General features: G+C 45.7%; 23 protein-coding genes and 1 riboswitch. Of the genes, 14 read left to right on the forward strand and 9 right to left on the reverse strand.

The window, feature by feature from the left end:
• Positions 1–126: 126 nt before the first annotated feature.
• A complete protein-coding gene (locus tag FC83_RS15900; protein WP_035450723.1) occupies positions 127–696 on the forward strand; it encodes a TetR/AcrR family transcriptional regulator in 570 nt (189 codons plus the stop codon).
• 1 nt (position 697) lies between these two features.
• Here the strand turns inward: FC83_RS15900 and FC83_RS15905 are convergent, their stop codons facing one another.
• Positions 698–2,602 carry a cation:proton antiporter gene (locus FC83_RS15905; RefSeq protein WP_057003007.1) on the reverse strand — a complete coding sequence of 635 codons (1,905 nt, stop codon included), beginning with the start codon at positions 2,600–2,602 and terminating at the stop codon, positions 698–700.
• A gap of 205 nt (positions 2,603–2,807) precedes the next feature.
• Between FC83_RS15905 and FC83_RS15910 the strand changes: the two genes are divergently transcribed.
• The 6 genes from FC83_RS15910 (at position 2,808) to FC83_RS15935 (ending at position 8,888) form a co-directional block, all read left to right on the forward strand.
• A complete protein-coding gene (locus FC83_RS15910; RefSeq protein WP_057003008.1) occupies positions 2,808–3,917 on the forward strand; it encodes a glycerol dehydrogenase in 1,110 nt (369 codons plus the stop codon).
• A gap of 174 nt (positions 3,918–4,091) precedes the next feature.
• Positions 4,092–4,742, forward strand: coding sequence for a hypothetical protein (locus tag FC83_RS15915; RefSeq protein ID WP_035450718.1), 651 nt, complete (start codon positions 4,092–4,094; stop codon positions 4,740–4,742).
• A gap of 83 nt (positions 4,743–4,825) precedes the next feature.
• Complete coding sequence (lepB, locus tag FC83_RS15920; RefSeq protein ID WP_035450717.1) at positions 4,826–5,401, forward strand: signal peptidase I; 576 nt, start codon at positions 4,826–4,828, stop codon at positions 5,399–5,401.
• A gap of 124 nt (positions 5,402–5,525) precedes the next feature.
• Positions 5,526–5,570, forward strand: a riboswitch (PreQ1 riboswitch).
• Between the two features lie 19 nt (positions 5,571–5,589).
• Entirely contained in the window at positions 5,590–6,573 is a 984-nt protein-coding gene (locus FC83_RS15925) for a nucleoside hydrolase (protein WP_035450715.1), read from the forward strand.
• Complete coding sequence (locus tag FC83_RS15930; protein ID WP_057003009.1) at positions 6,570–7,118, forward strand: ECF transporter S component; 549 nt, start codon at positions 6,570–6,572, stop codon at positions 7,116–7,118. Before FC83_RS15925 ends, FC83_RS15930 begins: the two co-directional genes overlap by 4 nt.
• Before the next feature lie 69 nt (positions 7,119–7,187).
• The gene (locus tag FC83_RS15935) at positions 7,188–8,888 is read left to right on the forward strand and encodes a glycosyltransferase family protein (RefSeq protein ID WP_057003010.1); all 1,701 of its coding nucleotides are present in this window, start codon (positions 7,188–7,190) and stop codon (positions 8,886–8,888) included.
• Here FC83_RS15935 and FC83_RS15940 read toward each other — a convergent pair.
• Positions 8,861–9,520 (reverse strand): HD domain-containing protein, encoded by a 660-nt coding sequence (locus FC83_RS15940; protein ID WP_057003011.1) that lies wholly within the window; start codon positions 9,518–9,520, stop codon positions 8,861–8,863. The genes FC83_RS15935 and FC83_RS15940 overlap by 28 nt on opposite strands.
• A 232-nt stretch (positions 9,521–9,752) precedes the next feature.
• Between FC83_RS15940 and FC83_RS15945 the strand changes: the two genes are divergently transcribed.
• From FC83_RS15945 to FC83_RS15955, 3 genes are all read left to right on the forward strand, one after another.
• Complete coding sequence (locus tag FC83_RS15945; protein WP_035450712.1) at positions 9,753–10,814, forward strand: FtsX-like permease family protein; 1,062 nt, start codon at positions 9,753–9,755, stop codon at positions 10,812–10,814.
• A gap of 1 nt (position 10,815) precedes the next feature.
• Positions 10,816–11,487 (forward strand): ABC transporter ATP-binding protein, encoded by a 672-nt coding sequence (locus FC83_RS15950; RefSeq protein WP_035450711.1) that lies wholly within the window; start codon positions 10,816–10,818, stop codon positions 11,485–11,487.
• A 264-nt stretch (positions 11,488–11,751) separates the two neighbouring features.
• Positions 11,752–12,378 (forward strand): cation diffusion facilitator family transporter, encoded by a 627-nt coding sequence (locus tag FC83_RS15955; protein ID WP_035450710.1) that lies wholly within the window; start codon positions 11,752–11,754, stop codon positions 12,376–12,378.
• Between the two features lie 175 nt (positions 12,379–12,553).
• Here the strand turns inward: FC83_RS15955 and FC83_RS15960 are convergent, their stop codons facing one another.
• Positions 12,554–13,039 (reverse strand): YbaK/EbsC family protein, encoded by a 486-nt coding sequence (locus FC83_RS15960; RefSeq protein WP_035450708.1) that lies wholly within the window; start codon positions 13,037–13,039, stop codon positions 12,554–12,556.
• 336 nt (positions 13,040–13,375) lie between these two features.
• Between FC83_RS15960 and FC83_RS15965 the strand changes: the two genes are divergently transcribed.
• From FC83_RS15965 to FC83_RS15975, 3 genes are read left to right on the forward strand one after another with little or no spacing between them, the layout of a single operon-like run.
• Positions 13,376–15,487, forward strand: a complete 2,112-nt coding sequence (locus FC83_RS15965) for an NAD(P)/FAD-dependent oxidoreductase (RefSeq protein WP_035450707.1) — start codon at positions 13,376–13,378, stop codon at positions 15,485–15,487.
• A gap of 17 nt (positions 15,488–15,504) precedes the next feature.
• On the forward strand, positions 15,505–16,263 hold the full coding sequence (locus tag FC83_RS15970; protein ID WP_035450706.1) for an SDR family NAD(P)-dependent oxidoreductase: 759 nt from the start codon (positions 15,505–15,507) through the stop codon (positions 16,261–16,263).
• Between the two features lie 41 nt (positions 16,264–16,304).
• Positions 16,305–16,877 (forward strand): TetR/AcrR family transcriptional regulator, encoded by a 573-nt coding sequence (locus FC83_RS15975; RefSeq protein ID WP_052004427.1) that lies wholly within the window; start codon positions 16,305–16,307, stop codon positions 16,875–16,877.
• A 67-nt stretch (positions 16,878–16,944) separates the two neighbouring features.
• On the opposite strand, the gene FC83_RS15980 is transcribed toward FC83_RS15975, so the two are convergent.
• Together FC83_RS15980 and FC83_RS15985 are read right to left on the reverse strand one after the other, a co-directional pair.
• A complete protein-coding gene (locus FC83_RS15980) occupies positions 16,945–18,111 on the reverse strand; it encodes a hypothetical protein (RefSeq protein ID WP_035450705.1) in 1,167 nt (388 codons plus the stop codon).
• A gap of 28 nt (positions 18,112–18,139) precedes the next feature.
• A complete protein-coding gene (locus tag FC83_RS15985) occupies positions 18,140–18,880 on the reverse strand; it encodes a TerC family protein (RefSeq protein ID WP_035450703.1) in 741 nt (246 codons plus the stop codon).
• 237 nt (positions 18,881–19,117) lie between these two features.
• Between FC83_RS15985 and FC83_RS15990 the strand changes: the two genes are divergently transcribed.
• Positions 19,118–21,196 carry a DNA topoisomerase 3 gene (locus FC83_RS15990; RefSeq protein ID WP_035450702.1) on the forward strand — a complete coding sequence of 693 codons (2,079 nt, stop codon included), beginning with the start codon at positions 19,118–19,120 and terminating at the stop codon, positions 21,194–21,196.
• 76 nt (positions 21,197–21,272) lie between these two features.
• Here FC83_RS15990 and FC83_RS15995 read toward each other — a convergent pair whose 3' ends face one another.
• From FC83_RS15995 to FC83_RS16010, 4 genes are read right to left on the reverse strand one after another with little or no spacing between them, the layout of a single operon-like run.
• Positions 21,273–21,683, reverse strand: coding sequence for a DUF3021 domain-containing protein (locus FC83_RS15995; RefSeq protein WP_035450701.1), 411 nt, complete (start codon positions 21,681–21,683; stop codon positions 21,273–21,275).
• A gap of 9 nt (positions 21,684–21,692) precedes the next feature.
• Positions 21,693–22,145: a LytTR family DNA-binding domain-containing protein gene (locus FC83_RS16000; protein ID WP_035450700.1), complete on the reverse strand. Its 453-nt coding sequence runs from the start codon at positions 22,143–22,145 to the stop codon at positions 21,693–21,695.
• A 33-nt stretch (positions 22,146–22,178) separates the two neighbouring features.
• Positions 22,179–23,045, reverse strand: coding sequence for an ABC transporter permease (locus FC83_RS16005; RefSeq protein ID WP_057003012.1), 867 nt, complete (start codon positions 23,043–23,045; stop codon positions 22,179–22,181).
• Positions 23,045–23,938 carry an ABC transporter ATP-binding protein gene (locus FC83_RS16010; protein ID WP_035450699.1) on the reverse strand — a complete coding sequence of 298 codons (894 nt, stop codon included), beginning with the start codon at positions 23,936–23,938 and terminating at the stop codon, positions 23,045–23,047. The genes FC83_RS16005 and FC83_RS16010 overlap by 1 nt, the downstream gene beginning before the upstream one ends.
• Positions 23,939–23,940: the final 2 nt, after the last annotated feature.

Genomic DNA, 23,940 nt, shown 5'->3' on the forward strand with positions numbered 1-23,940 from the left:
ATAAAATTGGACACTTGTATATAACATCTATAAATGTTAATCTTTTTCTGAAAACATGCAACCCTGTAATATTTTAAATATGTCCAAATTTAGACATATCCCAAAAATTGTAAAGGACAGTGAATCATGAAATACGATTTGAACCAAAAAATCACCCGGGGCGCCCAACGAACGCTGAGTGCATTTACCCAAAGTATGTTTACCTTATTAGCTAAGGAATCCTTTGAAAAAATCAAAGTCAATGAGCTTTGTGAACTCAGTAACTTTCCCAGAGCAACCTTTTACAATTATTTTCAAGACAAATATGATTTGTTAAATTATTGCTGGCATGTCTTAGCCGACCAAATTGACGTGGCTGAATTGACCAGTCTAAACCATGAAGAAATCCCCATCCAGTTTTTTGACCGTGCCTATGATTTGCTTTCAGAAAACAAAGTTATTTTCGACCAAATCATGGCCCATAATGATGTGGATGGTACCCTGATCAACAGCTTTTCCAGCTACATGAAAACCGTCACCAGAGACTACCTCACCCAATACTTCAAACAAACAGCCTCTAATCTTCCCATTGAATTACTTGTGAATCATTTTAGCAATACCATTTTAATGCTGATCGAATGGATCTTTTTGACCAATCACCCAGTCACAAAAGAACAGGGCCACCAATATTTACGGGCCCTGTTGGGTAATTTATAGATTATTGACCTTGGACGTAGACCATTTCATCATAGGAAATTTGTTCCCGCAATTGTTGCGCCACTGCGCTAGACATCTTTTTAGCTTCAACTTCACTCTTCACATATTGGTATTCTAACTGGAATACGGTGATGTATAGATCTTGCAGGGCATCTTCAGACGTTTCATTGCGATTTAGGCGATCATAGCGCTGTTGGTAACGTAACTGCACTTGGGTCACTTCTGTAGATGGTGCCTGTTGGGCCAACCAGGCCATGACAGCTTTGTGAACAATTTCTTCAGCCTTTTGCAGGGCCAAGCGCCCATCTTCAAATTTCTGTTGATCAATGCGATTAGCGGCCATTAACTGTTGGGCCTGACGCCGTTTGCGGCGGCCAATAATTGAAATAACGATTTTTAAATAAATCGCTTTAAAAATATTACGGTGTTCATTGGCCTGGCGCCGTTGAATGAAATTTAAATAGCGGGTGGCCATCAAAGGTGATAATTCACCGCTTTGCCCAGCTTGGGTAATGGCTTCTTGCTCCTGGGCTTCAGCACCAGCTTGAATAGCTTTATACTTCACCATGTCAAAGCTGTCCCGCGTGACATGTTGGTTACGCAAATCGTTTAAGACTTTCAGCTTTTCTGGAGAATTGGGAACTTGCCGTTCAAAATTTGCAATGACTTCTTGCAGCATCTGACTGCGGGCCTTTTGAAAATCTGGACCTTGGGGCTCCGGTTCCGGCGGGAGAATAAAGGGCCCTAAAACCGTCGGGACGATCAAACTCATTAAGATCACTAAAGCCGCTAGTTCGATCACCGTAGCTCGTCTGGGAAAGGTGATGGGTAGCGCTAAGGCCAAGGCTAAGGTGACAGCACCATGACTGCCAAAAACCGTCATCAGCGTCGCTTCTCGGCTTCTGGGTAAATGCAGCGGCAAGTCCACTAAGAACCGGATAAATAACCAGCGGACCCCAGTCATGGCGAGATACAAAACCACGGCCCCAAATAAATAAGGTCCTAGATTATCAGTGTCCCGGACCACCCCGGGTAAAACTAACCCCAGCATGACAAAGACTTCCCCGTTTAACAGATCAGCCACTACGCGCCAAACGGTACTGGTGACTACCTGTAAGCGACTGGAAGTTAGCCGCAGGCGATCCTTTTCAAGGCCATGGATCATGCCAGCGGCGACCACGGCTAAAATCCCAGAAACACCCAGGGCTTCCCCAGCTAAATACACCACAAAGGGCGTGGCCAATTGAATGGGCACCATGATACTACTTTGGTCCATCCCCACCCGTTGTAAACTGATCCGGGCCACCACAAAGAGATAGCCTAAACCCACCCCTAACAAAATACCGCCAAAGAACTCCAGTAAAAATTCGCCCACCCCTTGGCTGATAGGGAGCTTGCCAAAAGTCAAACTGGCAATCCCAAAGTTAAATAAGACGATCCCGGTGGCATCGTTAAATAAGGATTCCCCTTCTAACATGTGCATCAAGCCACTGGGAATCTTCATTTTTTCTGTCAATCCAGAAACTGCCGTGGCATCGGTGGGACTCATTAAAGCCACCAGGACGAAGACTGGCCAGAACCCATAAATCGGCCGCCACCAATTGACCCCAAAGGCCACTAAAATTGCCGTGGCGGTCACTAACACCACTGAAAGCATTAGAATACTCATCAAGTTATGGCCTAAAGCCCGACGATTAGTATTTTGACCATCATTAAACATTAACGGCGCGATGATACCCATGAGAAAAATTTCCGGATTAAATTCAAACTTCGCCGCTGTAGGCAGCAAAGCTAAAATCACCCCCAGTCCAATTTCCAATAAAGGCACTGGTACCTGTGGTATAAAATGATTGATCACCTGGGCAACCACCACCGCTGCCACCATTGCTAAAATAAATATTGCCATAATTGACCCACCCCATCATTTAAACTCTGGTCTATATTTTAACGCTAATTAACTACCAAAGGATTCAAACCTTAGCAGTATCTTAACCGAAATCAGATTTAACGCCAAAAATGTTGGCTTGCGTATTTATTCTCAAGCTAAATCGTTGACTTACAATTTGTAAGCGCATACACTGACGGTAAAATCTAGGTTAGGAGTGATTTTCATGACTACTGCGTTTGCCAGTCCTTCTACTTATGTTCAAGGCAAAAATTTATTGGATCATGCCGCTGAGTATATCAAACCTTACGGCGACCACGGTCTTTTATTAACTGATAATAATGTTTGGAACTTATTAGGGGAAAAATTTTATAATACCTTGAACCAAGATGGCCTAAAGATAGAACATGTTGAATTCAACGGGGAAAGTTCGCCGGAAGAAATTGCCCGGATCCAAACCATTGGTGAACAAAGCGATGCCAAATTCATCATTGCCTTAGGTGGCGGTAAAACCAATGACACCACCAAAGCTGTGGGCGATCAATTAAAAATTCCGGTGGTCATTGCGCCCACCCTGGCTTCCAATGATTCCCCTTGTACCCGCTTGAGCGTGATTTATTCTGAAAATGGGGAATTTTTAAAATATATGTTTTATGATAAGAATCCCGATTTGGTCTTAGTGGATACCAGCGTCATTGCCGGTGCCCCAGTCCGCTTTTTGATCGACGGGATTGCTGATGCCCTTTCCACCAATGTGGAAGCCCAAACCATTGCCCGGGCCCGGACCACTACCTTATTGCCGTTAAAGACACAACAAACCCAAGCCGGCTTAGCCCTGGCAGAAAAATGTGAAGCCCTCCTCTTTCAATATACCGACGCAGCTGTGGCCACGGCCAAGGCCCGGATGGTTACCCCGGCATTAGATCACATTATCGAGGCCAACATCCTCCTCAGTGGCGTTGGCGCTGAATCCTCTGGTTTAGCAGCGGCCCATAGTTTCCAAAATGGCTTGACCGCCCTCACTGGGGATGTGCACAAGTTGACCCATGGCCAAAAAGTTGCCTTTGGGACCCTGGTGAATTTGGTATTAGAAGGGGCTTCTGATGAACGATTGACCAAGTACTTGAAATTTGAAGTGGATCTGGGCTTACCCACAACTTTACGGGACCTCCACCTGGAAAACGCCAGCAATGCTGATTTGATGAAAGTGGCGGAATTAACCACCCAAACCGGTGAGACCATCCATAACATGGGCTTTGCCGTCACTGCCGATGATGTCTTCCAAGCCATTAAAGCCGTAGATGCCTTTTCTAGAACTTACCAAGGTTTAGCTTAACACCTATCACAAGCGCATAATTTGGCCAATCAGCTATTGATAGCCATCGATTGTGTGCTTTTTGTTTTTCACCGATCTAGGCGTTATCAATCAGTCAATTCTCAGCTAATTCTGAGATAATTATCAAAAATTCCCAAGACTCGGTATAATTAGGGTATGAAGGGAGTTTTGAAAATGAAATTGAAACAGAAAGTTTTATTATTCGTTGGCCTTTTAGGAGGATTGGTTTTAGCTTTAGGGACACTTCAAGCTAAGCCGGTCCAAGCCGCAGAACAAGTGGCCGTTCCCACCCAAGATGTGAACTTATTGACCATCAACAACTATGACAGCACCTTGACCAGTATTTCCGGCAATGGCTTAAATGCCACCGCCCAAACCGTACCTGGCTTATCCGTTTGGCAGATCACCAAAGTCATGCCCGTGATGCCCACCATGTTATTTGGGGCACCCTATTATAAATATGCCCATAATGGCTACCAAGTGGGCACTAATCTTTGGCTAGATGATATCAAAACCATGGTCTTACCCGTGGGCACTGCTGCCAAAATGCCCGTTAATGCTGGCGATGTGAATGGCTTTAACCAACCGCTAGTGGCCACCGTGGCCAATGCCAAGGTCGTGGGGATCTGGCGGGATCACGCCTTCAAGACTGCGGTTCAAACCGTGGCTGCCGGGGACAAATACGCCATCACCGGTTACTACTATGATTCAAGCAATGGCTTATGGTTTGATTTAGGCGACAATCAATGGATCCCTAGTTACTATGTCAGCACCAGTTTACAAACCCAAAAGGCCTATACGGACTGGCTGGCCACTCAAAAATAAATCAAAATCAGCATGATTAATAGCCACAATTTGATTTCTAGCTTATAATGATTTATCTGAATAAATTGCCGTGAGGTGCAACTGTGGCTAACAATAATCACACGAAAGATTCTGAAGTATCACTAAAAAGGTTCTTTTTTGAATGTTTACTGGTTTTTTTAGTGGTCTTCGGAACAGGTCTATTTTTGAATCGGCATGTCTTTGCTTTAGAACAAGTCGCCGGTCCTTCCATGCAGCCCGCTTTTGAAACCGGGGACCGGGTAGTAGCTGTGCGCAACGCCCAGATTCATCGGGGCGATATCGTCATCTTAGATGCCCCTGATCAGCCTGGTGCCCTATACATCAAAAGGGTCATCGGCTTGCCAGGTAATACCGTATCTTCCAATAACGATATCACGTATATCAATGGTAAATCCCTGAAGGAGACTTATCTCACCCAATTCAAGCGGCGCTTACCAAATGGGGACCAATATACCCAAGATTTCACCTTATCTTCCCTAAGCTTAGCGGCCAAAGTCCCCAAGAATAGTTACTTTGTCATGGGTGATCATCGTGACGTGTCCAGTGACAGTCGCCGCTTTGGTTATGTGAAAAAGAGTGCCATCGTTGGCGTGGTGAAAATGAAGTTTTGGCCCGTCAGCGCTTTCAAATTTTATTAATTTCAAATAAATCACGGTATCCTGAGTTATTGGGCGACCGTGATTTTTTTTAGGAAAATCTTTTTACTTATGCATTTTTTTCAGTTAAAATAAGTTTTGCATTAGAAGCGAAGCCGTAGCGTGCTTCGGACTGGTTCGCAAACTTCCCAGGATAAAAAACCAAGTACTTCAGAAAGAGGTTGGAAATAGTGCAAAAAGTTATTATTGATTGTGACCCGGAGATCGACGATGTGCTGGCTTTAATGCTGGCTGTCCAAACTCCCAACCTAGACGTGGTGGCCATCACCGTGGTCAGCGGCAATGTGCCGGCAGACCTGGGTGTGCAAAATGTCATCAAGTGTTTAGAATTTTGTGATCGGTTGGACATCCCTATTTATAAAGGGGCTAATGGGCCCTTAAAGCGAGCTTACGTCTCCGCCCAAGATACCCACGGCCAAGATGGGTTAGGCGAATCCCATATTAAGGTGACCAGCAATAAGCAAGCTGAGCGTTTGGATGCGGCCACTTTTTTGGCCCAGACCTTTCAGACGCCTCAGTCCATTGGCGTGATTGCCTTAGGACCTTTGACAAATATTGCCCAGGCCCTCATAGCTAACCAAAATATTGGCCAAAATCTCAACCGCTTCGTGTCCATGGGCGGCACCTATCAAGCGGCTGGCAATTGTTCGCCAGTGGCTGAATACAACTACTGGTGTGACCCGGATGCGGCCCAATATGTCTACGCCCACCTAGACCACCGTATTGAAATGATTGGTCTAGATGTCACCCGGCAAATCGTCTTATCACCGGATATCTTGACTTACTGTCAGTATATGAATGCCCAGGTGGGACAGTTCATCGGCGCCATCACCCATTTTTACTTTGACTTTCACTGGCAACAAGAACGCATCTTAGGTTGTGTCATCAATGATCCCTTAGCCGTGGCCTATTTCAGCGATCCTACGCTTTGCAGCGGCTTTAGTACTTATGTGGACGTGGCCACCACCGGTATTGCTCTGGGGCAGACCCTGGTAGATGTAAATAACTTCTATCAACGCGACGCTAATGCCCGGGTATTGACCCAGGTCAATGCCCCCGCCTTCTTTGAACAATTCTTGACCACCGTCTTGCACTTGGAACCAGCTCAAGTCAGCAGCGATGTGCAACGGTTTGCCATGGGGGCTTCAAAATGAAAAAAACAACAACGAAAGTTATCAGTATCGTTGCCCTTTGTGTCGCTTTAAACTATGTCGGGGGCAACTTGGCTTTGCTATTAAAATTACCCATTTATCTGGATAGCATTGGCACTATTTTTTCAGCCGCTTTATTGGGCCCTTGGGTGGGGATGTTAACCGGGACTTTAAGTGGGCTCTTAAGTGGGGTCACCACGGATTTGTTTTCCCTGTACTACATCCCGGTACAAATCTTGACCGGGTTAATGGCCGGGTTGATTTTACACCGGGCTAATAAATTGCGCTGGCTGCCCCTACAAAGCTTGGCGATTTCTTTGCCAGGCACCGTGGTATCTTCAGCCATCACCGCATACTTATTTCATGGCATCACTTCTTCCGGTTCGAGCTTGTTAGTCCAAGTCCTGGCCGGATTAGGATTGTCCAAATTCGCCAGCGTGTTGATCATCCAAGTGGTGACCGATTATGCTGACCGCCTAATTTCTGTGGGTTTGGTGGCAGCAGTCATCACTGTTTTAATAAAACGTAAAGTTGTAACTTTTAAATAATTTAAGTCATTATAGTTGGGAGGACTGTGCCTATTTGGTACGGCCCTCTTTTTGCAAAGGAGCAGTCCTATGAATTACCTTAAGTTGCATGCCAAATCCTTCACTTGGTTCACGTTGATTATCGCTGTTGCCTTAAGTCCGTTATTCATGAATCATTTATATGGCAGCTTTGACCTCACCTTCCACATGGCTCGGATCAGCACCTTAGCCCAAAATCTGCAGGCTGGTCACTTCCCCAACGGCATCCATAATGGTTACATGAGCGGCTTGGGTTATGGCATTGGTTTCTTTTATGGTGATTTTTTCTTGTATCCCCTGGCCATTCTGGTGATCTTGGGACTACCCGTCTATACTGTCATTCGACTATTCTTGGCCCTCATTATTATCGGGGCTATTTTGTCCATGAGCTACGTGACCCAACAAATCTGCCAGAATACCCGGGCCAGCTTGCTGGCGGCTGGACTTTATGGCCTGACCAACTATGTGCTATTTGCCGTCTACGCCAGAGGTGCTCTGGGTGAAAGTCTGGCATTGATTTGGGTACCCTGGATCTTATTGGGCCTTTATGACATCTTTTTTCAAGACAAAACTAAATGGTGGCTACTGGCTTTTGGTTTTAGTGCCTTATTAGTCAGCCATATTATTAGCTTTGTGTTGATGCTGGGCTTGGCCCTAGTCTTAACCATATTGAATCTCAAGCGCTTGACCCAAACAAAGCGTTGGCTGGCCTTGCTCAAAGCCGCTGGTTTAGCATTAGGTTTGACCGCCGCTTTTTGGGGCCCCTTTGTCCAACAATATGCGGCCCAAGCTTTTACCGATACCGCCTATAATCCTAAAACCGGTTGGCCTTTGATCATCACCACCGGCTTACAGGCCCTTGGAGAACTCAATCCTTGGGGCGTCAACTCCTTTGGCTATGTGGGTCCCTTATTGATCCTGATACCATTGGTGAGTTTGGGCTATCACTTACTTTTCAACCGGCGCCACTTAACGGGTAATCCTTTTTTAACACAATTATTCTGGTTAGCTGCCCTGGCCGCACTGATAGTGGTGAGTCAAAGTGCGTTAAACCTCACTTTAAAACTTCTGCCCGGGCTGCGGGTGATCCAGGTCATTTGGCGGTTTAACATCTTCATTGTCCCTATTTTAGTGCTTATTTCGGCCAATAGTCTGGCCCAGTTGCTGGCCCGCTTTCAAGCGCCAAAACTTAGCCAGCGCCTCATGGGGGTCATTTTGATCCTCTTGGTGGCTAATGCGGCCATTCTCCTACAACAAACCCACGCTTTTTTGCGGGATCAAAGTAAACATCTGACCCAAAGCCAAGCCACCAATTGGTATACGGTAAGTCAGGGCGAATATCTGCCCGTTAATTTCAAAAAATATTACGATCCTAATACTGTGAATCAATGGACTTTAAGTAGCCGGCAAGCTGGTGTGCGTCTAATTTCTAATAACCCTAATCAAACCACGTTGACCACCACCGCCGCTGCCGCAGGCCGGCCCATTACCATCCCCAAAACTTATTATCTCGGCTATCGATACAAGCTGTATCAAAAAAACCAGCTCATCAAAGCTGGTTCCGTAACTTTAAACTATGATGGTTTGGGCAAAGTGACCCTGCCGCCAAACTTCAGGGGTCGTATCCAAATCACTTACCACATCACGACCCTGGCTAAAATCGCCGGGGGCATCAGTCTATTAACTTGGCTGGGTCTATTGGTCGTTAGCCTTAAACGCTGGCATCAGCGCAGGCCGGCCCATTCGGCGTGAAATTCGGCTAGAAAATCTTGCATATATTGGGTCCGTGCCCGGGCCAACCGCTTTCCGGCGGTGGTATTCATGGTTTTTTCCAGGTTCAGCAGCTTTTCATAAAAATGATTCACACTGGTGGTGGGGTGCTGGCGGTATTGGTCATGGCTTTTCAGCGTCACCACCGGAATGTCTGGGTCATAGATGGCATGTCCGGCATGGCCACCATAAGCAAATGTCCGGGCGATGCCAATGGCTCCCAGGGCGTCCAGGCGATCGGCATCTTGCACATATTGCCCCACCGCCGACAAAACATAATGGTGTTGCAGGTTTTTGGAATAGGACATATGTTGCATCGTGTCTAAAATATCCGCCTGTTCTGTGGCCGTAAAACCAACGCTGGTTAGCAACGCGTTAATTTGAGCCAAAGTCACGGGAATATGATCGTTTAGTTTCTCGTCAATGGTGTCATGGAGCCAACATGCCGCTAAAACGGCCGCCAGCTGGCGGTTATTTCCGGTGGCATCTGGCTGGTCTAACTTAAATAAACGTTGTCCTAAGGCAGCTACCCGGGCCACATGCCAATAGTCGTGGCCGCTGGTATCCTTTGCAAGTTGTGCCTGGGCAAAGTGCTCGATTGAAGTTAAATCCATTGTTATATTCTCCTCTACATGATGTGCTAAAAATAACGGTTGTTTACTGATTGGCAATGGGTCAATCAATAACAGCCGTTTTCCTATTTTTGACTGGTTAAAAATCTGCTGTTTAAGCTTATCATGCCCGCCCCACCAGTACAAATTCGCAAAATACGCTATTTTTCTGTGCTTTATTTGCACCCCTTTTCCTTGAACGTGGTATTCTAAGCGTTGAAGGAGGGTATGGCTTATGTTTCTAGCAACGAAAGAAATTTGGCATAACAAAATGCGCTATGGCCTCATTATTGTGACTATTTTTTTAACCGCTTATTTGATTTTCTTCCTGACGGGTTTAGCTGTTGGCCTAGGTCGTAATAACCGTACCGCCATTGATCAATGGCCTGCCCAACAAATCGTCTTGTCCAATTACGCCAATCAAAGTTTAGTGGCCTCTACCATTACGCCCCAACAAGTACAAGCCGCTGGACTGACTCAAAAAGGGACGCCCATGGGGCAGACGTCGGTGGTGGTGAAAGCTCAAGGTAAATCTGCCAAAATCGATGGCACTTTATTTGGTATTCGCTGGAACAGCTTTATTGCCCCCAAGCTCACTGCTGGCCGCTTACCCCGCCAGACCAATGAAGTGGTGGTAGACGATGGTCTGCTAGCCGCAGAAATCAGCCGTGGGGATAAAATCACCTTAAATGGCAGTAAGACCCTTTATAAAATCGTGGGCGTGACCCACGACAATCGTTTTTATACCGTGCCGGTTATTTTTACAAATCTGTCGACGTTTAGACAGCAGCGCTATGGTAGCGACAATGTCAATAATATCAGTGCTATTGTCTTGCGCCATAAGACAACGCTCAAAGGCGATGACTTGGTTCAAGTTTCTAAAGCCGCTTTAATCAATCATATCCCTGGCTATACCGCCCAAGTCGCCACCTTTGGTTTGATGATCGGCGCCATGATTTTGATCATCTTCTTAACCATTGGCATCTTTATGTATATCCTAACCATTCAAAAAATCAGTCTATATGGTATCATGCGTGCCCAAGGCATTGGCAACCGTACCATTGTGGGCGCCCTCTTCAGCCAAATCCTACTGGTCAGCTTATTAGGGGTTGTCCTGGCCGTTTTAGCCCTAGGGCTCACCCACGCGGTGATGCCCGCCAAAGTGCCTTTTTATAGTAATTGGTGGCTCACCTTAATCCTAGGGGCATTAAATGTCTTAATTGCCCTTTTGGGGGGCGCCATTTCCCTACCTAAGATTTTGAAAGTGGATCCCTTAGCGGCTATTGGAGGTGATTAAGATGGCTTTGATTGAATTGCACCAAGTTACCAAAACGTATGGGCAAGGGCACAAGGCCGTACAAGCCTTAAAACCCACTAATTTCAAATTAATGCCCTCGGAATTTTTAGCCATCACTGGACCTTCCGGGTCGGGTAAAACCACTTTGTTAACCATCATTGGCCACTTACAGCAAGCCAGCAGCGGTAGTATTCAAGTTAATGGCCAAGATACCAGTACCTATTCGACAAAACAGCTGACAAAGTTACGTTTTAACGAATTTGGCTTTATCCTGCAAGCTTCTAATTTGATCCCTTTTTTAACCGTCAGTGACCAATTCAAATTAGTGGACCGCTTGACCACTAAAGGTAAGCTATCCCAAACACCGACGGCCTTGTTAGACCTGTTAGGCATTGGGGATTTAAAGGATAAATTCCCCAATCAACTCTCCGGCGGTGAACGCCAGCGGGTGGCCATCGCTAGGGCGTTATATAATGATCCCGATATTATTTTAGCCGATGAACCCACAGCCAGCCTAGACACCAGCCGGGCTTTACAAACCGTGGGGATCCTCGCCCAAGTGGCCCACGACTTACATCGCGGTGTGATTATGATCACCCATGACACCAAGCTCCTGGGTGATACCGATGGGGTCTATGACATGCGTGATGGGCAATTGACCCAAATAAAATAAAAATCCTGGCACCAAATTTAGCCCTAATTTCAGCATTGATTGGGCTAAGTTTGGTGCTTTTTTCATGTGCAGTTTCTAATATTTTGGGCCAAACCACTTGGGTAAGCGCTTAACTAAAAAATAAAAGCTTAATATGTTGACATCAACATATGTTGGTAATATCATATAGCTGTTCGATGGGATTCAGTAATGATGGCTTGGTCATTACCCCACCTTGGTACGCTGGTTTTAGCAATGGCTCAAAGAACAGATGGGAGACTTTTGATGAAAAGTAATACTGCATCAGCACGATTAGTCACAAATAGTTTACACACGGAATATTTTTCCACGGGTTGGATGGCTTTTGAATTTTTAGTTGGCTTATATTCTGGCTTAAAAGCTGGTTCCATCCTGCTAATTGCCTTTGGGTTGGATAGTTTTTTAGAAATTATTTCTGGTAGTACCTTAATTTGGCGCTTGCGCAAGGAAGCTAACGGTGCGCCTAGTGCTGAAATCAAGCGCTCGGAACAACGCTCTTCTTTGATCGTCGGGACGATCTTATTATTATTGGCCGTTTATGTGGTCTTCGTTTCCGTTACTAATTTAGTAACCCATCAAGCTGCCGATGCCAGCACCTCCGGGATTGCCATCGCCATTGCCTCAGTGATCTTGATGCCAATCTTAATGTTGCGTAAACGCGCATTGGGCAAAGCCCTGCACTCCCCGGCGCTGATCGAGGATGGCATGTGTAACATCACCTGTGCCTACATGGCCGGCACCGTCTTAGTGGGGGCCTTATTGACCGCCCTATTCGGCTGGTGGTGGGCTGATTCCATAGCTGCCTTGGTGTTGGTTTACTTCATTGCCAGTGAAGGCTGGGAAGCTTTTCAAACCGGTCGTGGCAAGGATTAATGGTTCACTAATATAAAAATCAATAACCTTATAATTGAAAAATCACACAAAAGCACCAATTTCAAAACTAGCTGGTCATCTAAATTAGGATAACTAGCTCGCTGAAATTGGTGCTTTTATTAACTTAATAGTTGACCGCGCAAATATGGCACAACGCCAGGCGTGTTTTAATCTACTAGTCATCGGCCACTGGTTGCCAGCCTTTGCCCACATTTACCCAATCCAGGAAATGGGTATATTTAGCTAACTCAGGAATAGATAGCCCAATGGTGCTGTTGGTGCTGCCACCAGCAGTGTAGACGGTTTCAAATCGTTTTAAGGAGTCATCCAAGTAAATTGCCACGTCGTCTTTCACCGCAAAAGGGCAAACTGCACCAGGTTCATGACCAATGATAGCGGCCACTTCATCTCCCGGAATCATTTTAGCCTTTGTGGCAAAGGCTTGTTTATATTTTTTATTATCCACCTTGGCATCCCCGGCCATCACGATCAAGACAGGTTGGTCGTGGACCAAAAACGTCATTGATTTGGCAATCTCAGCGGGTTGACAATGCAATAATTGAGCAGCATGGGCCACGGTATCGCCAATCGCTGCATGTTCCACGACCCGACCTGGGAGATGCAATTGTTTAAAGTAAGCTTTCACATTTTCAACAGACATTCAATCCGACCTTTCGTAAATTAGATTGTTAAATTAGTATACGATGAGAATTATGAAATGTGAAGCCTTATTTTATTATTTTTCAAATTATGTTTTCATTTATCGGGAAATCTCCTCCTGAATCTTTGCTGATTTATGGCGGTTTCATTGGGTATAAACAGTTTTCGAATAATACTTTTTGAGATAAATATGACAATATCACCAATCTGTGCCATTTTTGACAGTTGCCACATTTCTGTCTCTTGTTTTAGACCAGCCTTAAAGTTTATGATAAAGCTAGATTATGACACTTGTCCATAATTTGACAGGTGTTCTTAGATTGAACGGAGGTTAGTCATGGATTATCCAAAACTATTAGCACCAGGCAAAATTAATCACCTAGAACTTAAAAACCGGGTCGTGATGACCGCCATGGGGGTCGGCTTAGCCAACCATGACGGTACCGCCAGTGCGAAAACCCTACAATATTTCAAGGAACGGGCCGAGGGCGGCGTTGGTTTAATCATTACTGAATATACGCGGATCAACGAAAAAGATGCCATTGTGTCCGGCGAACAATTGGCCATGTCCCAGCCCAAACATGTGCAAGCTTTTCAAAAGGTGGTGAAAGCTGTTCATCAAGCCGGTGCCAAAATTTTTGTGCAGCTCCATCATCCTGGTCGGGAGAATGTCCCCTTGTTTCCAGCAGTCTGGCCCACCAGTAACCGGTTAGCTAAAATCATCCCCGGCTATTGGCGCTTTTTTGGCAAAGTCATGGGCAATAATGATCGCAGTTCTTTAACGGATCCCCGTTATTACCAGTTTATGAATCGCTTTATGAAACCATTACGAGCCCCCAGCGATGTACCAGCAGGCTTAGGCTTTTCCCCTTTTGGTAATTTCAAAATAAAACCTTTGACCATTGCCGAGATTCACGACATCGAGACTCAATTTGTTGCCGCCGCCAAACGGGTCCAGGCATCTGGCGCCGATGGCGTGGAACTTCATGCCGGGCATGGTTATTTATTAAATCAGTTTTTAAGCCCCTATACTAATATTCGAACGGATGATTATGGGGGCAACACTGAAAATCGGGCCCGTATCGTCAAAGAAATCATCGCCGGTATTCGCCAGCATTTGGGTCCAAACTTTCCAATTTCAGTACGCTTAACAGTTAACGAATTTTACGACAAAATTGGCTACCCGGGCCAAGGTATCACCCTTGCTGAAGGGGTCAAACTGGCTAAATTGATAGAAGCATATGGTGCGGATGCGTTAAATGTTACCATTGCCAATTCCGATACCCAAGTGCTCATCAGCGAACCGGTCAGCTATCCCTTAGGCTGGCGGCAACCCTTGGTCAAGGCCATCAAGGCTGCGGTTAAGATTCCGGTCATTGCGGTGGGGGTCATTCGCACACCCCAGCAGGCCGAAGAAATTTTGAAATCGGGTAATCAAGATTTCATTGGTTTAGCGCGGCCCTTACTAGCCGATCCCTTGTGGGTAAAAAAGGCTGAAGCCAACACGCCCCAGTTAATTAACCGCTGTATCGGCTGTTTAGTTTGTCAGGAAAGTTACGAAGCCGGCATGTTAAGCGGTGAGCCGGCAATTTGTACTGTCAATCCCCGAGCAGGGCACGAAACTGAGATCCCCATCAACGCCGTTAAAGATGGTCAAAAGCGGCCGGTGGTCATCATTGGTGCCGGGCCGGCGGGTTTAACCGCCGCCAGAGAACTGGCCCTACGCGACTTTGAGGTAACCATATTAGAACAATCTGCTAGTACTGGCGGTCAGGTCAAATTAGCGGAACGGCCACCCCACAAAGAAAAAATTGCCTGGTCGTATCTTGATTTAGAAGCCCAAGCTAGACAAGCTGGTGTCAAGATTCGGTTGAATACTGCTGCCTCTTCTGAATTGTTGAAAAGCTATCATCCCTACGCTGTACTGATTGCCACTGGGGGATCTGCTTTTAAGCCTAATATTCCCGGCGCTACCCAAGATTTTGTGTATACTACCACCCCAATTTTACAAGGTAAGGTGACCTTTCATAATCAAAAAATCGTCGTTGTGGGTTCTGGGATGACTGGCTTAGAAACTTCAGAACTATTAGTTCAACAACATAATCAGGTAACCATTGTGGAAATGGCTGACCAAATTGCCCCTGGTGTTTTTGCCCCTAACGTTTGGGATGTCACCGAGCGCTTGAAGGCCGGCAATGTTCGCTACCTAACTGGTCGCAAATTGGTTGCTATTAACGACCATACTGTGACCTTGATCCAGCAAAATCATGTTCGTGAGCTTTTACAAGCAGATGCGGTGGTCCTGTCCTTAGGTGTCCGCCATAATGTGCCCTTGGCAAAAAGTTGGGCCGGCTTAGTCAGTAAATTGGTGGTCATTGGCGACGCCAATCGGATCGGGCGAATCAAAGATGCCATCCACGCTGGCTTTAAAGCTGCCCGCAATTTATAAGAAAGCAGGTTTTATATATGACAGTAGCTGTTATTAGTGGCACCACTTCAGGTTTAGGTCGGCAATACGTTGACGCCATCATGACCGAATGTCCCGAAGTTGATGAAATTTGGATGATTGCGCGGCGGGAAACTCGCCTCAAACAAATCGCCGCGACCTATCCCACCATGCACTTTAAATTAATTACCATGGACTTAGCCGTTCCAGAAAATTATGTCACCTTACAGGCATTCTTTCAGACCCACCAGCCAACTATTTCGGCATTGATCAGTAATGCCGGTGTGGCGTTTAACGGGGATGTCATTGACACACCTTTGAGCCAATTGTTAACCATGATCAATTTGAATGTGGCTGGTTCTACAGCTTTGACCAAAATTGCTCTGCCATACGTGCAAAGTGGCGGCTTCATTTTACAAGTGGCTTCCGTATCATCCTTTGTCCCTAATCCCCATCAGGCGGTCTACAGCTCTACCAAAGCCTACATTGCCAGTTTTGCTTTGAGTTTACGTCAGGAATTAAAAGGCCGAAATATCAATGTTTGTGCGGCAATGCCCGGTCGGATGAAAACTGAAATGGATGACATGCTAAACAAAACTGGCCGTGAAGGTGTTTTTGAACTCGTCCCCAGTTTAAATATCCCTAAATTTGCCCACCGGACTATTCAAGCCGCTAAACGGGGGCAAAGTAGTTACACCATGAATTGGTTCTATAAAACTTTCCGCGTCGTAGCAAAACTAGTGCCCCATTCATTTTTAGTTCGCTTTACCGGCGTGTGAAGTATACTAGGTGTTAAGGTCCAAGCTTAAGGGGGTATCCCATGAAAATTGATCTAGATAAGCCACTTACCCGGGGGGCAACCCGCACTCTCAAAGCTTTTCAAAGTGGGTTCTTTTTAGAGCTATCCAAACAATCCTTTGAAAAGCTCACCGTCAATGCTGTTTGTGTGGCCAGCGACTATCCCCGGGGAACGTTTTACAATTACTTTGATGATAAATTCGATCTTTGTCGCTATTGCTGGTGGACAATTTATCAAATTATTCGGCAAGATCTACCCGACGATATCGCCAGTGCGCAACGGCCGATATATTTATTTAAGCGCTTATTCAGCTTTTTTAAAGCCAATCATACATTGGTCAGCGCCATCCTAGCTAAAAATGAACGGGGTGGTCAGCTTTGGCAAAGTGCTGCCACTTATATGCGGGAAGAAGCAAATGCCATCGTGTTAGCCTATTGTCAGCCAATTGCTGCTGATGGCGTACCCCCGCAACTCACAGCGCGCTTTTATAGTGATCTGATCATCGCTGTCCTGGAATGGTGTTTATTTGCAGAACCGGACATCGCTGAATCAACAGCAGTGCAGTACTTTAAAACGCTGCTACAATCAAGTTAATAGCGCCATAAATACAAAAATCCTGCTGACAAAGATTGATTTCTTTGTCAGCAGGATATTTTTTGACTTATGCTTTTGTTGGCGGGGTCAATTGACTTAACTTTTCAAAAGCCCGATAAAATGCCTTTTCCACATAACGAGAGCCCCCGATTTTACCTAATTCTCCCGGCGCCATCCCCCGACCAAAACGAAAATCACTACCTTCATTTTCCACCTGTTGCACTTGGGGATATTGGCTGCCAGCCCCAAAAATTGGCTGTCCTAACAGATATGGCATGTGGAAATCAAAATTAGTCGCAGTGGTGCCCACCTTGACATGAAAAAGACTGTAGTAGTCCTTTTGGTGGACCACTTCACATTTAGGACAGCTGGTAATCAGTTGTTGGTGGTCCTCATAATAATCAACCACCCGCTGATCAAAATAATACCGAGCTGCACGGAATTCTTCCAGGTGGTGGCCGCATAGTTGAATCCATAATTTATCCGGATTGTCTGGCCGATAAAATTGAACAATCACCAGCGGATTTTTAGTCTGGTGGAACAGCTTAAGGGCCTTGGCTTTTTCCTCGTAATAATCCGGGGCATCTGGGCGCTGGGGTTTAGTTTTGGCCAAATGATTCAGTTGAACGGTCCAAAAAGCTAAATCGATGATCGCCCGCTCCAGGGGGTCGGCAAAACTAGCCACCAACTGCTGATAGTCGGTTCGAAATTGTTGCTGTTCTGTTTTTTTAGCTTGTTTTTTGGCAATTTCTGCTGGGGTTTGCCGCTGCAAACTCCGGAGATACTTTAGTAAAGCTGGAAACTGGGCTTGATGGGCCACAAGGTTAAAATAATCAAAATAATTATAAACTGGCACATCTAAAGAGCGCCCATAACAATCGAATTTGTAGTAATAAGCCACCCGCAGATAGCCATGCTGGGTCAATAAACGGCGCTGACGATAATTAAGCTTGGGGAAAACTAATTTCAAGTCGTTAGTTGAGGCCCCAATTTGGCTATTGTCCAAATAGGTCAAAATTAGTTGATAGCGAGCGGGGGAATTAATTTGGGCAATTAAAAAATCAAATAAGACATCCCGATGAATCTTCGGCTTGGCCTGGGGTAATTCTAAAGCTAATAGGTCACAAATATACAGCAACTTCTTTTTGGTACTGTGGGCCAGTAATGTGGCTTTATGCTGGGCAATCATGTCCAGACAAGTGGTCGTTGTTGGTTTCGCAAATGGTGCTCCCATTTGTGGCTCACCTCATATTATCAATGTATCATTTCGTTTTCTTAAGTTGACCTTCCCGATAAAAATGAATGCCTAAGGTGATCAATATCAAAGCAATGACCACGATTACAAAGACCCCTGAGGGAATTTCGATATCGATTTGGGGGATGGTCAAGAACAGTTTCACGGCGATAAAGGCAATCAAGCAATAAGCCATAGGTTCTAGCTCGGGAATGCGCGCCATCAAATTCACGATGATTTCAGCCACGCCCCGCATCACCAAAATACCCACCAAGCCCCCAATCAACACAATGATCGGGTTCACGGAAACGGCCAAGGCTGCCAGAATGGAGTCCACCGAAAAAATGGCGTCCATGAAGACCATTTGCACCACCACTGACCAAAATGTGCCCTGTTTCGTCTTTTTTTTAGCCTGGGTGGTATCCGGATGATGGTACTTCCGGAAAAAATCCACCACTAAGTACATTAAATACATAGCCCCCAGCAATTTGACTTCCCACATATGGATCATGAAAGTCCCCAGGCCTATCATGATAAAGCGCAGAATATATGACCCCCAAAGACCCCATAAAAGTGCGCCTTCTTGTTGGCGTTTGGTGGGTAGGGTTTGGGTTTGCGCCGCTAGGACCACGGCATTATCTACCGACAATAAACACTCCAGGATAATGATGGACAAAATAATTGACCAATCTTCAGCTGAATCAAGTACGTTCACCCAATTTTGTAAGCTAAAAAACGGTCCATATAGTTCTTGAACGAACTGGATCACGAATCAAGTGCCCCCTTCAAAAGTTTTCTCACAGGTAAGTATACCTTACTTGCCCCAACTATTGGAAAGACGATTGAAAATTTCATGGAAATATCAACTTGGTTGAAAACGAAATAACCAATTTTAAATTACGCCAAAGTGTCCGCAAGTTGTGTGATCGGCAATATTTTTATTTTTCCAAAAACTCTGATAGAATGAATGCCAGACACAATCCCGGTCACCTATAAAGGAGCACACATGAGTAAAACATTAGTATTAGCTGAAAAACCTAGTGTCGCCAAGGATATCGCTAAAATCATTGGCGCCAATGACAAACATAAAACTTATTTCGAAGGCCCTAAATATATCGTCACTTGGGCCTTTGGACACTTATTGACCTTAAAAATGCCTGAAGACATTAAACCAGACTGGCAGCAATGGCAAATGGCCACCCTGCCCATGATGCCCCAAGACATCGGTATCAAACCCCTGCCAAAAACCCGGGGACAATTAAAAGCCATTGGGCAATTGGCCAAACGCCCCGATGTCAGCCAAGGGGTCATTGCCACGGACTCTGGCCGGGCTGGGGAATTATTAGCCCGCTGGATTTTTCAGTGGATCCGGTTTAATAAACCCTTAAAACGATTATGGATCTCGTCCCAAACCGTGAAATCCGTCAAAGACGGCTTCAATAATTTAGCCCCGGCTAAAAAATATGACCTGTTGTATGAATCCGAATTAGCTCGCACGAAGGCGGACTGGTTGATCGGCTTAAATGTTACCCGGGCCCTCACGGTGAAATATTCAGATAATTTAAATGCCGGGCGGGTGCAAACCCCAACGTTGAACTTGGTCCTACAAGCCCAACAAAAAGCTGAAACTTTTGTCCCCACCACTTACTATTCAATTGACCTCAACTATCAAAATGAATCTGGTAGTTTGGTGACCAAGCACCCTATGCAATTTACCGATCACCAAAAAGCCGAAGCCTTCATTCAACAACTTAATGGCCAAAGCGGCAGTGTCATCAGTGTGACTACCAAAGAAAAAGCCACACCGGCCCCCCTGCCCTATGATTTAACTGACATTCAACTGGTGGCCAGCAATCGCTATCACTTCTCTGCCAAAAAGACCCTGTCTTTGATTCAAGGTCTCTATGAAGTCCATAAAGTCGTCAGCTACCCCCGGACCGATTCCAAATATTTGCCCCAAGATGTGGCCAGCACCATGAAGGACCGCCTGCAAGCCGTCGCTAAGTTTGACAAACGGGCCCAAGCCTATATCCAAACCGGCGCTAAGATCACCAAACCCGGTGTCTTTAATGATGCCAAGGTGACCGATCACTACGCGTTGATTCCCACGGAAGAATGGCCTAATTTTGACCGCATGGATAGCGATGAAGTTAAAATTTATGATTTGATCGTGGACCGTTTCTTAGGCCTCTTTGCCCAAAAACATGTGACCCAAACCACCACGGCCACCGTGGCCTTTGGTCAGACTCAGTTTAATTTTAAACAAACCACCGTCAAGCAAGCCGGCTGGCAAGCTGAAGGTGACACCAACAAAGCTGGGGTAGATTGGTCACACATTAAACAAGTGAAGGGCAATTTCCAGATCAAAAAGCAATTGACCAGTGCCCCCAGCTTGTTAAATGATGGGACTTTATTGGCCCAGATGGAGAAAAGTAACTTAGGGACGCCCGCCACCCGGGCTGAAATCATTGAAAAACTCATTAAATCTGAGTTAATGGAACGCCGGGGCCATGTGTTGGCCGTTACCCCTAAAGGCAAACAATTGCTGGAACTGGTGAATCCGTCGCTACGGACCCCAGAATTAACCGCCAACTGGGAACAACAATTAGAAGCCATTGCCAAGGGCCAACAGCAACCCCAAATATTCCTGAAGGGTATCGCCAAGGACACTCGACGTTTGGTCAATGAAATCAAGGATTCCAAAGCCGAATATAAAGATTTCTCGATCACCACGAAGATTTGTCCTGAATGTGGCTCTAAACTGCGGGAACGCAATACCCGGGACGGTAAGATCTATGTCTGCAGTAATCCGGAATGCAGCTACCGCCGTCGCAAGGATCCCAAAGTTTCCAACCACCGTTGCCCGCAATGTCATCGCAAAATGGAAATTATCGATGGCAAGAACGGCTCTTACTTCCGGTGTAAGTATGATGGTACCACTGAAAAAATGATGGATAGAAAAGAACGGCATAAAAAAGTTTCCAAACAAGAAGCCCGTCGCTTGATGCAAAAGGTCAATCAAGATGACGAACCTATGGAAAGTCCCTTGGCGGCAGCATTAAAAGCCGCAATGAAAAATCAATAAAAATAAGGTCAGCACGATCCCCCAGGGTAATTCCCCCAGGATCGCGTTGACCTTTTTTTTGACAATTAGCGAACTATTATTTGTTTGACTTATTACGTTTCCGAATCTTCACATTCAGCGCCTGGACGGTCATCAGGCTATACAAACGCCAACCGATCCAAATCACCGCATAAATCAGGATAAAAATCAGCCAAAAGCGGCCAGTGCTACCAGCTAAGAATTCCCAATCAAACAGATAACTAGCCCCCAGGACAATTAAAACCGTCAAGATACAATGGATCCCAAAAAGAGTGGTAAAAGAAAACTGCTCGATCTCAAATAACTGACTCAACAGGCCAATCAAGCCAGCAGTGACCAGTAAAGCAGCGGCGTTTTTAGCCGTGGCTGGAAAAAGTTTAAAGTGCAAAGCCAGCGCGCCAAAGTAGACCGTGGCCCCCACCATGATGCCAAAGAGAACATCGTGAATCACGTGTTTCAAATGTGTCATAGAACCACCTCACATTCCTAAACGCTGTTTTAAATCGCCTAAATATTTGCGACTCACTGTCAATTTCAAGCCGTTTTGCATTCGCGCCGTCATATTGCCCGAAAATTCAGCTTCCAGGGCGGTAATTTTATCCAGATTCAAAATACTATTGCGGCTGATTTGAATAAAATTGTTATTATCCAGCTTCTCTATCATCGTCTTTAATTGTCCCCGCACGGTGTAATCTTTAGTTTGGCTATGAATGGTGAGTTGATCTCCAAACACTTCGACGGCCACAATGTCATCAAAGGCCAATAAAACCACTGTGTCATCCACGGTAACGGGTAAGGTCTGCCGCCGATTCTCCAGCTGACCTAAAGTTGTCAATAAAGTCGTGACATCAGAAGATAGCTGAGCTGCTCGGACCAAGACTTCAATTTCATTGGGTTTTAGCGTCGCGTCTTGTTCAAAGGAAATCTTCACGGTCACAACCTCTTTTCCTAAATAATACATTAATTATACTCGGGAGATAGCAGCCAGTCGACTATGTTTGCTAAAGATCAGGGCAAAAATCACAAATACCACTAAAAATCCCATCATCACACCCACCACTTGCCAGCTGGCTAAGTCCTGATTAAGGGAAATGGTCACCCCTAAATGCTGGGCCAACGTTGCCCGGGCTTGGCTCAAGTGACCTGAAAATTTCTGATCCAACACTGGATCCATTAATAGCTGACGAAATAAGGCCGAATTGTAAGGTGCTGGGGTGAATTTACTAATCGTCTGGGCAAAAGCTGGCATACTGCCAATGGGAATATAGACCCCTGCAAAAAAACCGGCGGCAGTACCTACAATGGTACTCAGTTGACTGGCCGTGGTGGTCTTTTCCACAAAACTGAAAACCAATAGATTAAAAGCTGTCCACACGCCACTGCTCAATAAAGCTGTTAATAACACTTGCGGCAACAGTGTCCAAGGTAAAATAATACCGTCTGCCAGGACAAAATAACCATACATGATGAAAAATACTAGAATTTGCATCAAGAAACTGATCAAAATGGCCCCCATAAGATAAGCCCCTTGGATTTGCCAGTAGGGTGTCCCCGTCATGACAAAATCGGCTAACCGGCCTTGTTGGCGGTCCATAATCATTTGACTTAAGGCGATTTGACTGGTAGTAATGGCCACGATGGTCAGCGTGCCACCAACGATCCAAGGATCTAAGACCGCGCTGATATTGTTAATAGGGATGCTATTGATCACCGTATTGCGTAAAAATACCAAGTAAAGGATAAAGGCGATCAACGCCCCTAAAATTGAGAAGAAGACCGTGGCCCGATTACCAAAATATAGGGTTAAATTGCGTTTCGTAAATGCTAACATTAGTGGACCGCCTTTCCTGTTAAAGCAATAAAGATATCATTCATATCCCCGGGCCGACACTCAAAGTCCGTCAACAAGGACTGGCAGTTGTTTAAAACTGCCAAAGCTGCTTGAGCTGTTGGAACCGCCACTGAAATTGTCTGATGATCTGACTTAGCTTTTAGTCCTTGGGCTTGTAGTTGCTGCAACAACTTGGGAGCATCTACAGGGGTTAGTTTCAGTTGATAAGCGGCATAGTCCCGGGTTAGGTTAGCCACGGTATCGGCAGCGATAATGGTGCCCTGATCGATGATATAGACAAAGTCAGCGGATTGGGCTTCTTCCAGATAATGGGTGGTTAAAATAACGGTTAGCCCCGTATCCCGGCGCAATTCCGCCAGTGTTTCCCAAATAATCCGCCGGGTTTGAATGTCTAAACCCGTTGATGGTTCATCTAGAATTAAGATCGCCGGTTGGTGTAACAAAGCCCGGACAATATCCACCCGCCGCCGTTGTCCGCCGGAAAGCGTGCCGTATTTTTGAGTCACGAAGGCCGTTAACCCGAAATGGGCAATCAATTGTTGCTGCCAGGCGGGATCAATGTGAGCATACATTTGCGCCCGCAGTTTTAAATTAGCTGCCACTGATAAATCCCGATCCAACACACTATCTTGAAAAACAACGCCTAATTTGGCCCGATAGCTGGTGGCATCAATGGCCAAGTTTCCTAAGCTGATTTGGCCGCTGGTGGGGGCAACTAAACCACAGACCATCCCCACCGTGGTGGACTTGCCAGCACCATTAGGCCCTAGAAAAGCCACAAAACTCCCCGCTTTAATAGTCATACTTATATGATTCACCGCAATTTTAGCACCATAGGTTTTCGTTAAGTTTTGAATTTTTAAATCTGCCATAT

The sequence above is a fragment of the Agrilactobacillus composti DSM 18527 = JCM 14202 genome, from assembly GCF_001436375.1.
GTDB classification, from domain to species: domain Bacteria; phylum Bacillota; class Bacilli; order Lactobacillales; family Lactobacillaceae; genus Agrilactobacillus; species Agrilactobacillus composti.

Excerpts from the sequence above, each read along its gene's own strand:
- FC83_RS15900 (WP_035450723.1), top strand. The coding sequence starts at position 127 with ATGAAATACGATTTGAACCAAAAAATCACCCGGGGCGCCCAACGAACG.
- FC83_RS15905 (WP_057003007.1), bottom strand. The coding sequence starts at position 2,602 with ATGGCAATATTTATTTTAGCAATGGTGGCAGCGGTGGTGGTTGCCCAG.
- FC83_RS15910 (WP_057003008.1), top strand. The coding sequence starts at position 2,808 with ATGACTACTGCGTTTGCCAGTCCTTCTACTTATGTTCAAGGCAAAAAT.
- FC83_RS15915 (WP_035450718.1), top strand. The coding sequence starts at position 4,092 with ATGAAATTGAAACAGAAAGTTTTATTATTCGTTGGCCTTTTAGGAGGA.
- FC83_RS15930 (WP_057003009.1), top strand. The coding sequence starts at position 6,570 with ATGAAAAAAACAACAACGAAAGTTATCAGTATCGTTGCCCTTTGTGTC.
- FC83_RS15935 (WP_057003010.1), top strand. The coding sequence starts at position 7,188 with ATGAATTACCTTAAGTTGCATGCCAAATCCTTCACTTGGTTCACGTTG.
- FC83_RS15940 (WP_057003011.1), bottom strand. The coding sequence starts at position 9,520 with ATGGATTTAACTTCAATCGAGCACTTTGCCCAGGCACAACTTGCAAAG.
- FC83_RS15945 (WP_035450712.1), top strand. The coding sequence starts at position 9,753 with ATGTTTCTAGCAACGAAAGAAATTTGGCATAACAAAATGCGCTATGGC.
- FC83_RS15950 (WP_035450711.1), top strand. The coding sequence starts at position 10,816 with ATGGCTTTGATTGAATTGCACCAAGTTACCAAAACGTATGGGCAAGGG.
- FC83_RS15955 (WP_035450710.1), top strand. The coding sequence starts at position 11,752 with ATGAAAAGTAATACTGCATCAGCACGATTAGTCACAAATAGTTTACAC.
- FC83_RS15960 (WP_035450708.1), bottom strand. The coding sequence starts at position 13,039 with ATGTCTGTTGAAAATGTGAAAGCTTACTTTAAACAATTGCATCTCCCA.
- FC83_RS15965 (WP_035450707.1), top strand. The coding sequence starts at position 13,376 with ATGGATTATCCAAAACTATTAGCACCAGGCAAAATTAATCACCTAGAA.
- FC83_RS15970 (WP_035450706.1), top strand. The coding sequence starts at position 15,505 with ATGACAGTAGCTGTTATTAGTGGCACCACTTCAGGTTTAGGTCGGCAA.
- FC83_RS15975 (WP_052004427.1), top strand. The coding sequence starts at position 16,305 with ATGAAAATTGATCTAGATAAGCCACTTACCCGGGGGGCAACCCGCACT.
- FC83_RS15980 (WP_035450705.1), bottom strand. The coding sequence starts at position 18,111 with ATGGGAGCACCATTTGCGAAACCAACAACGACCACTTGTCTGGACATG.
- FC83_RS15990 (WP_035450702.1), top strand. The coding sequence starts at position 19,118 with ATGAGTAAAACATTAGTATTAGCTGAAAAACCTAGTGTCGCCAAGGAT.
- FC83_RS15995 (WP_035450701.1), bottom strand. The coding sequence starts at position 21,683 with ATGACACATTTGAAACACGTGATTCACGATGTTCTCTTTGGCATCATG.
- FC83_RS16005 (WP_057003012.1), bottom strand. The coding sequence starts at position 23,045 with ATGTTAGCATTTACGAAACGCAATTTAACCCTATATTTTGGTAATCGG.
- FC83_RS16010 (WP_035450699.1), bottom strand. The coding sequence starts at position 23,938 with ATGGCAGATTTAAAAATTCAAAACTTAACGAAAACCTATGGTGCTAAA.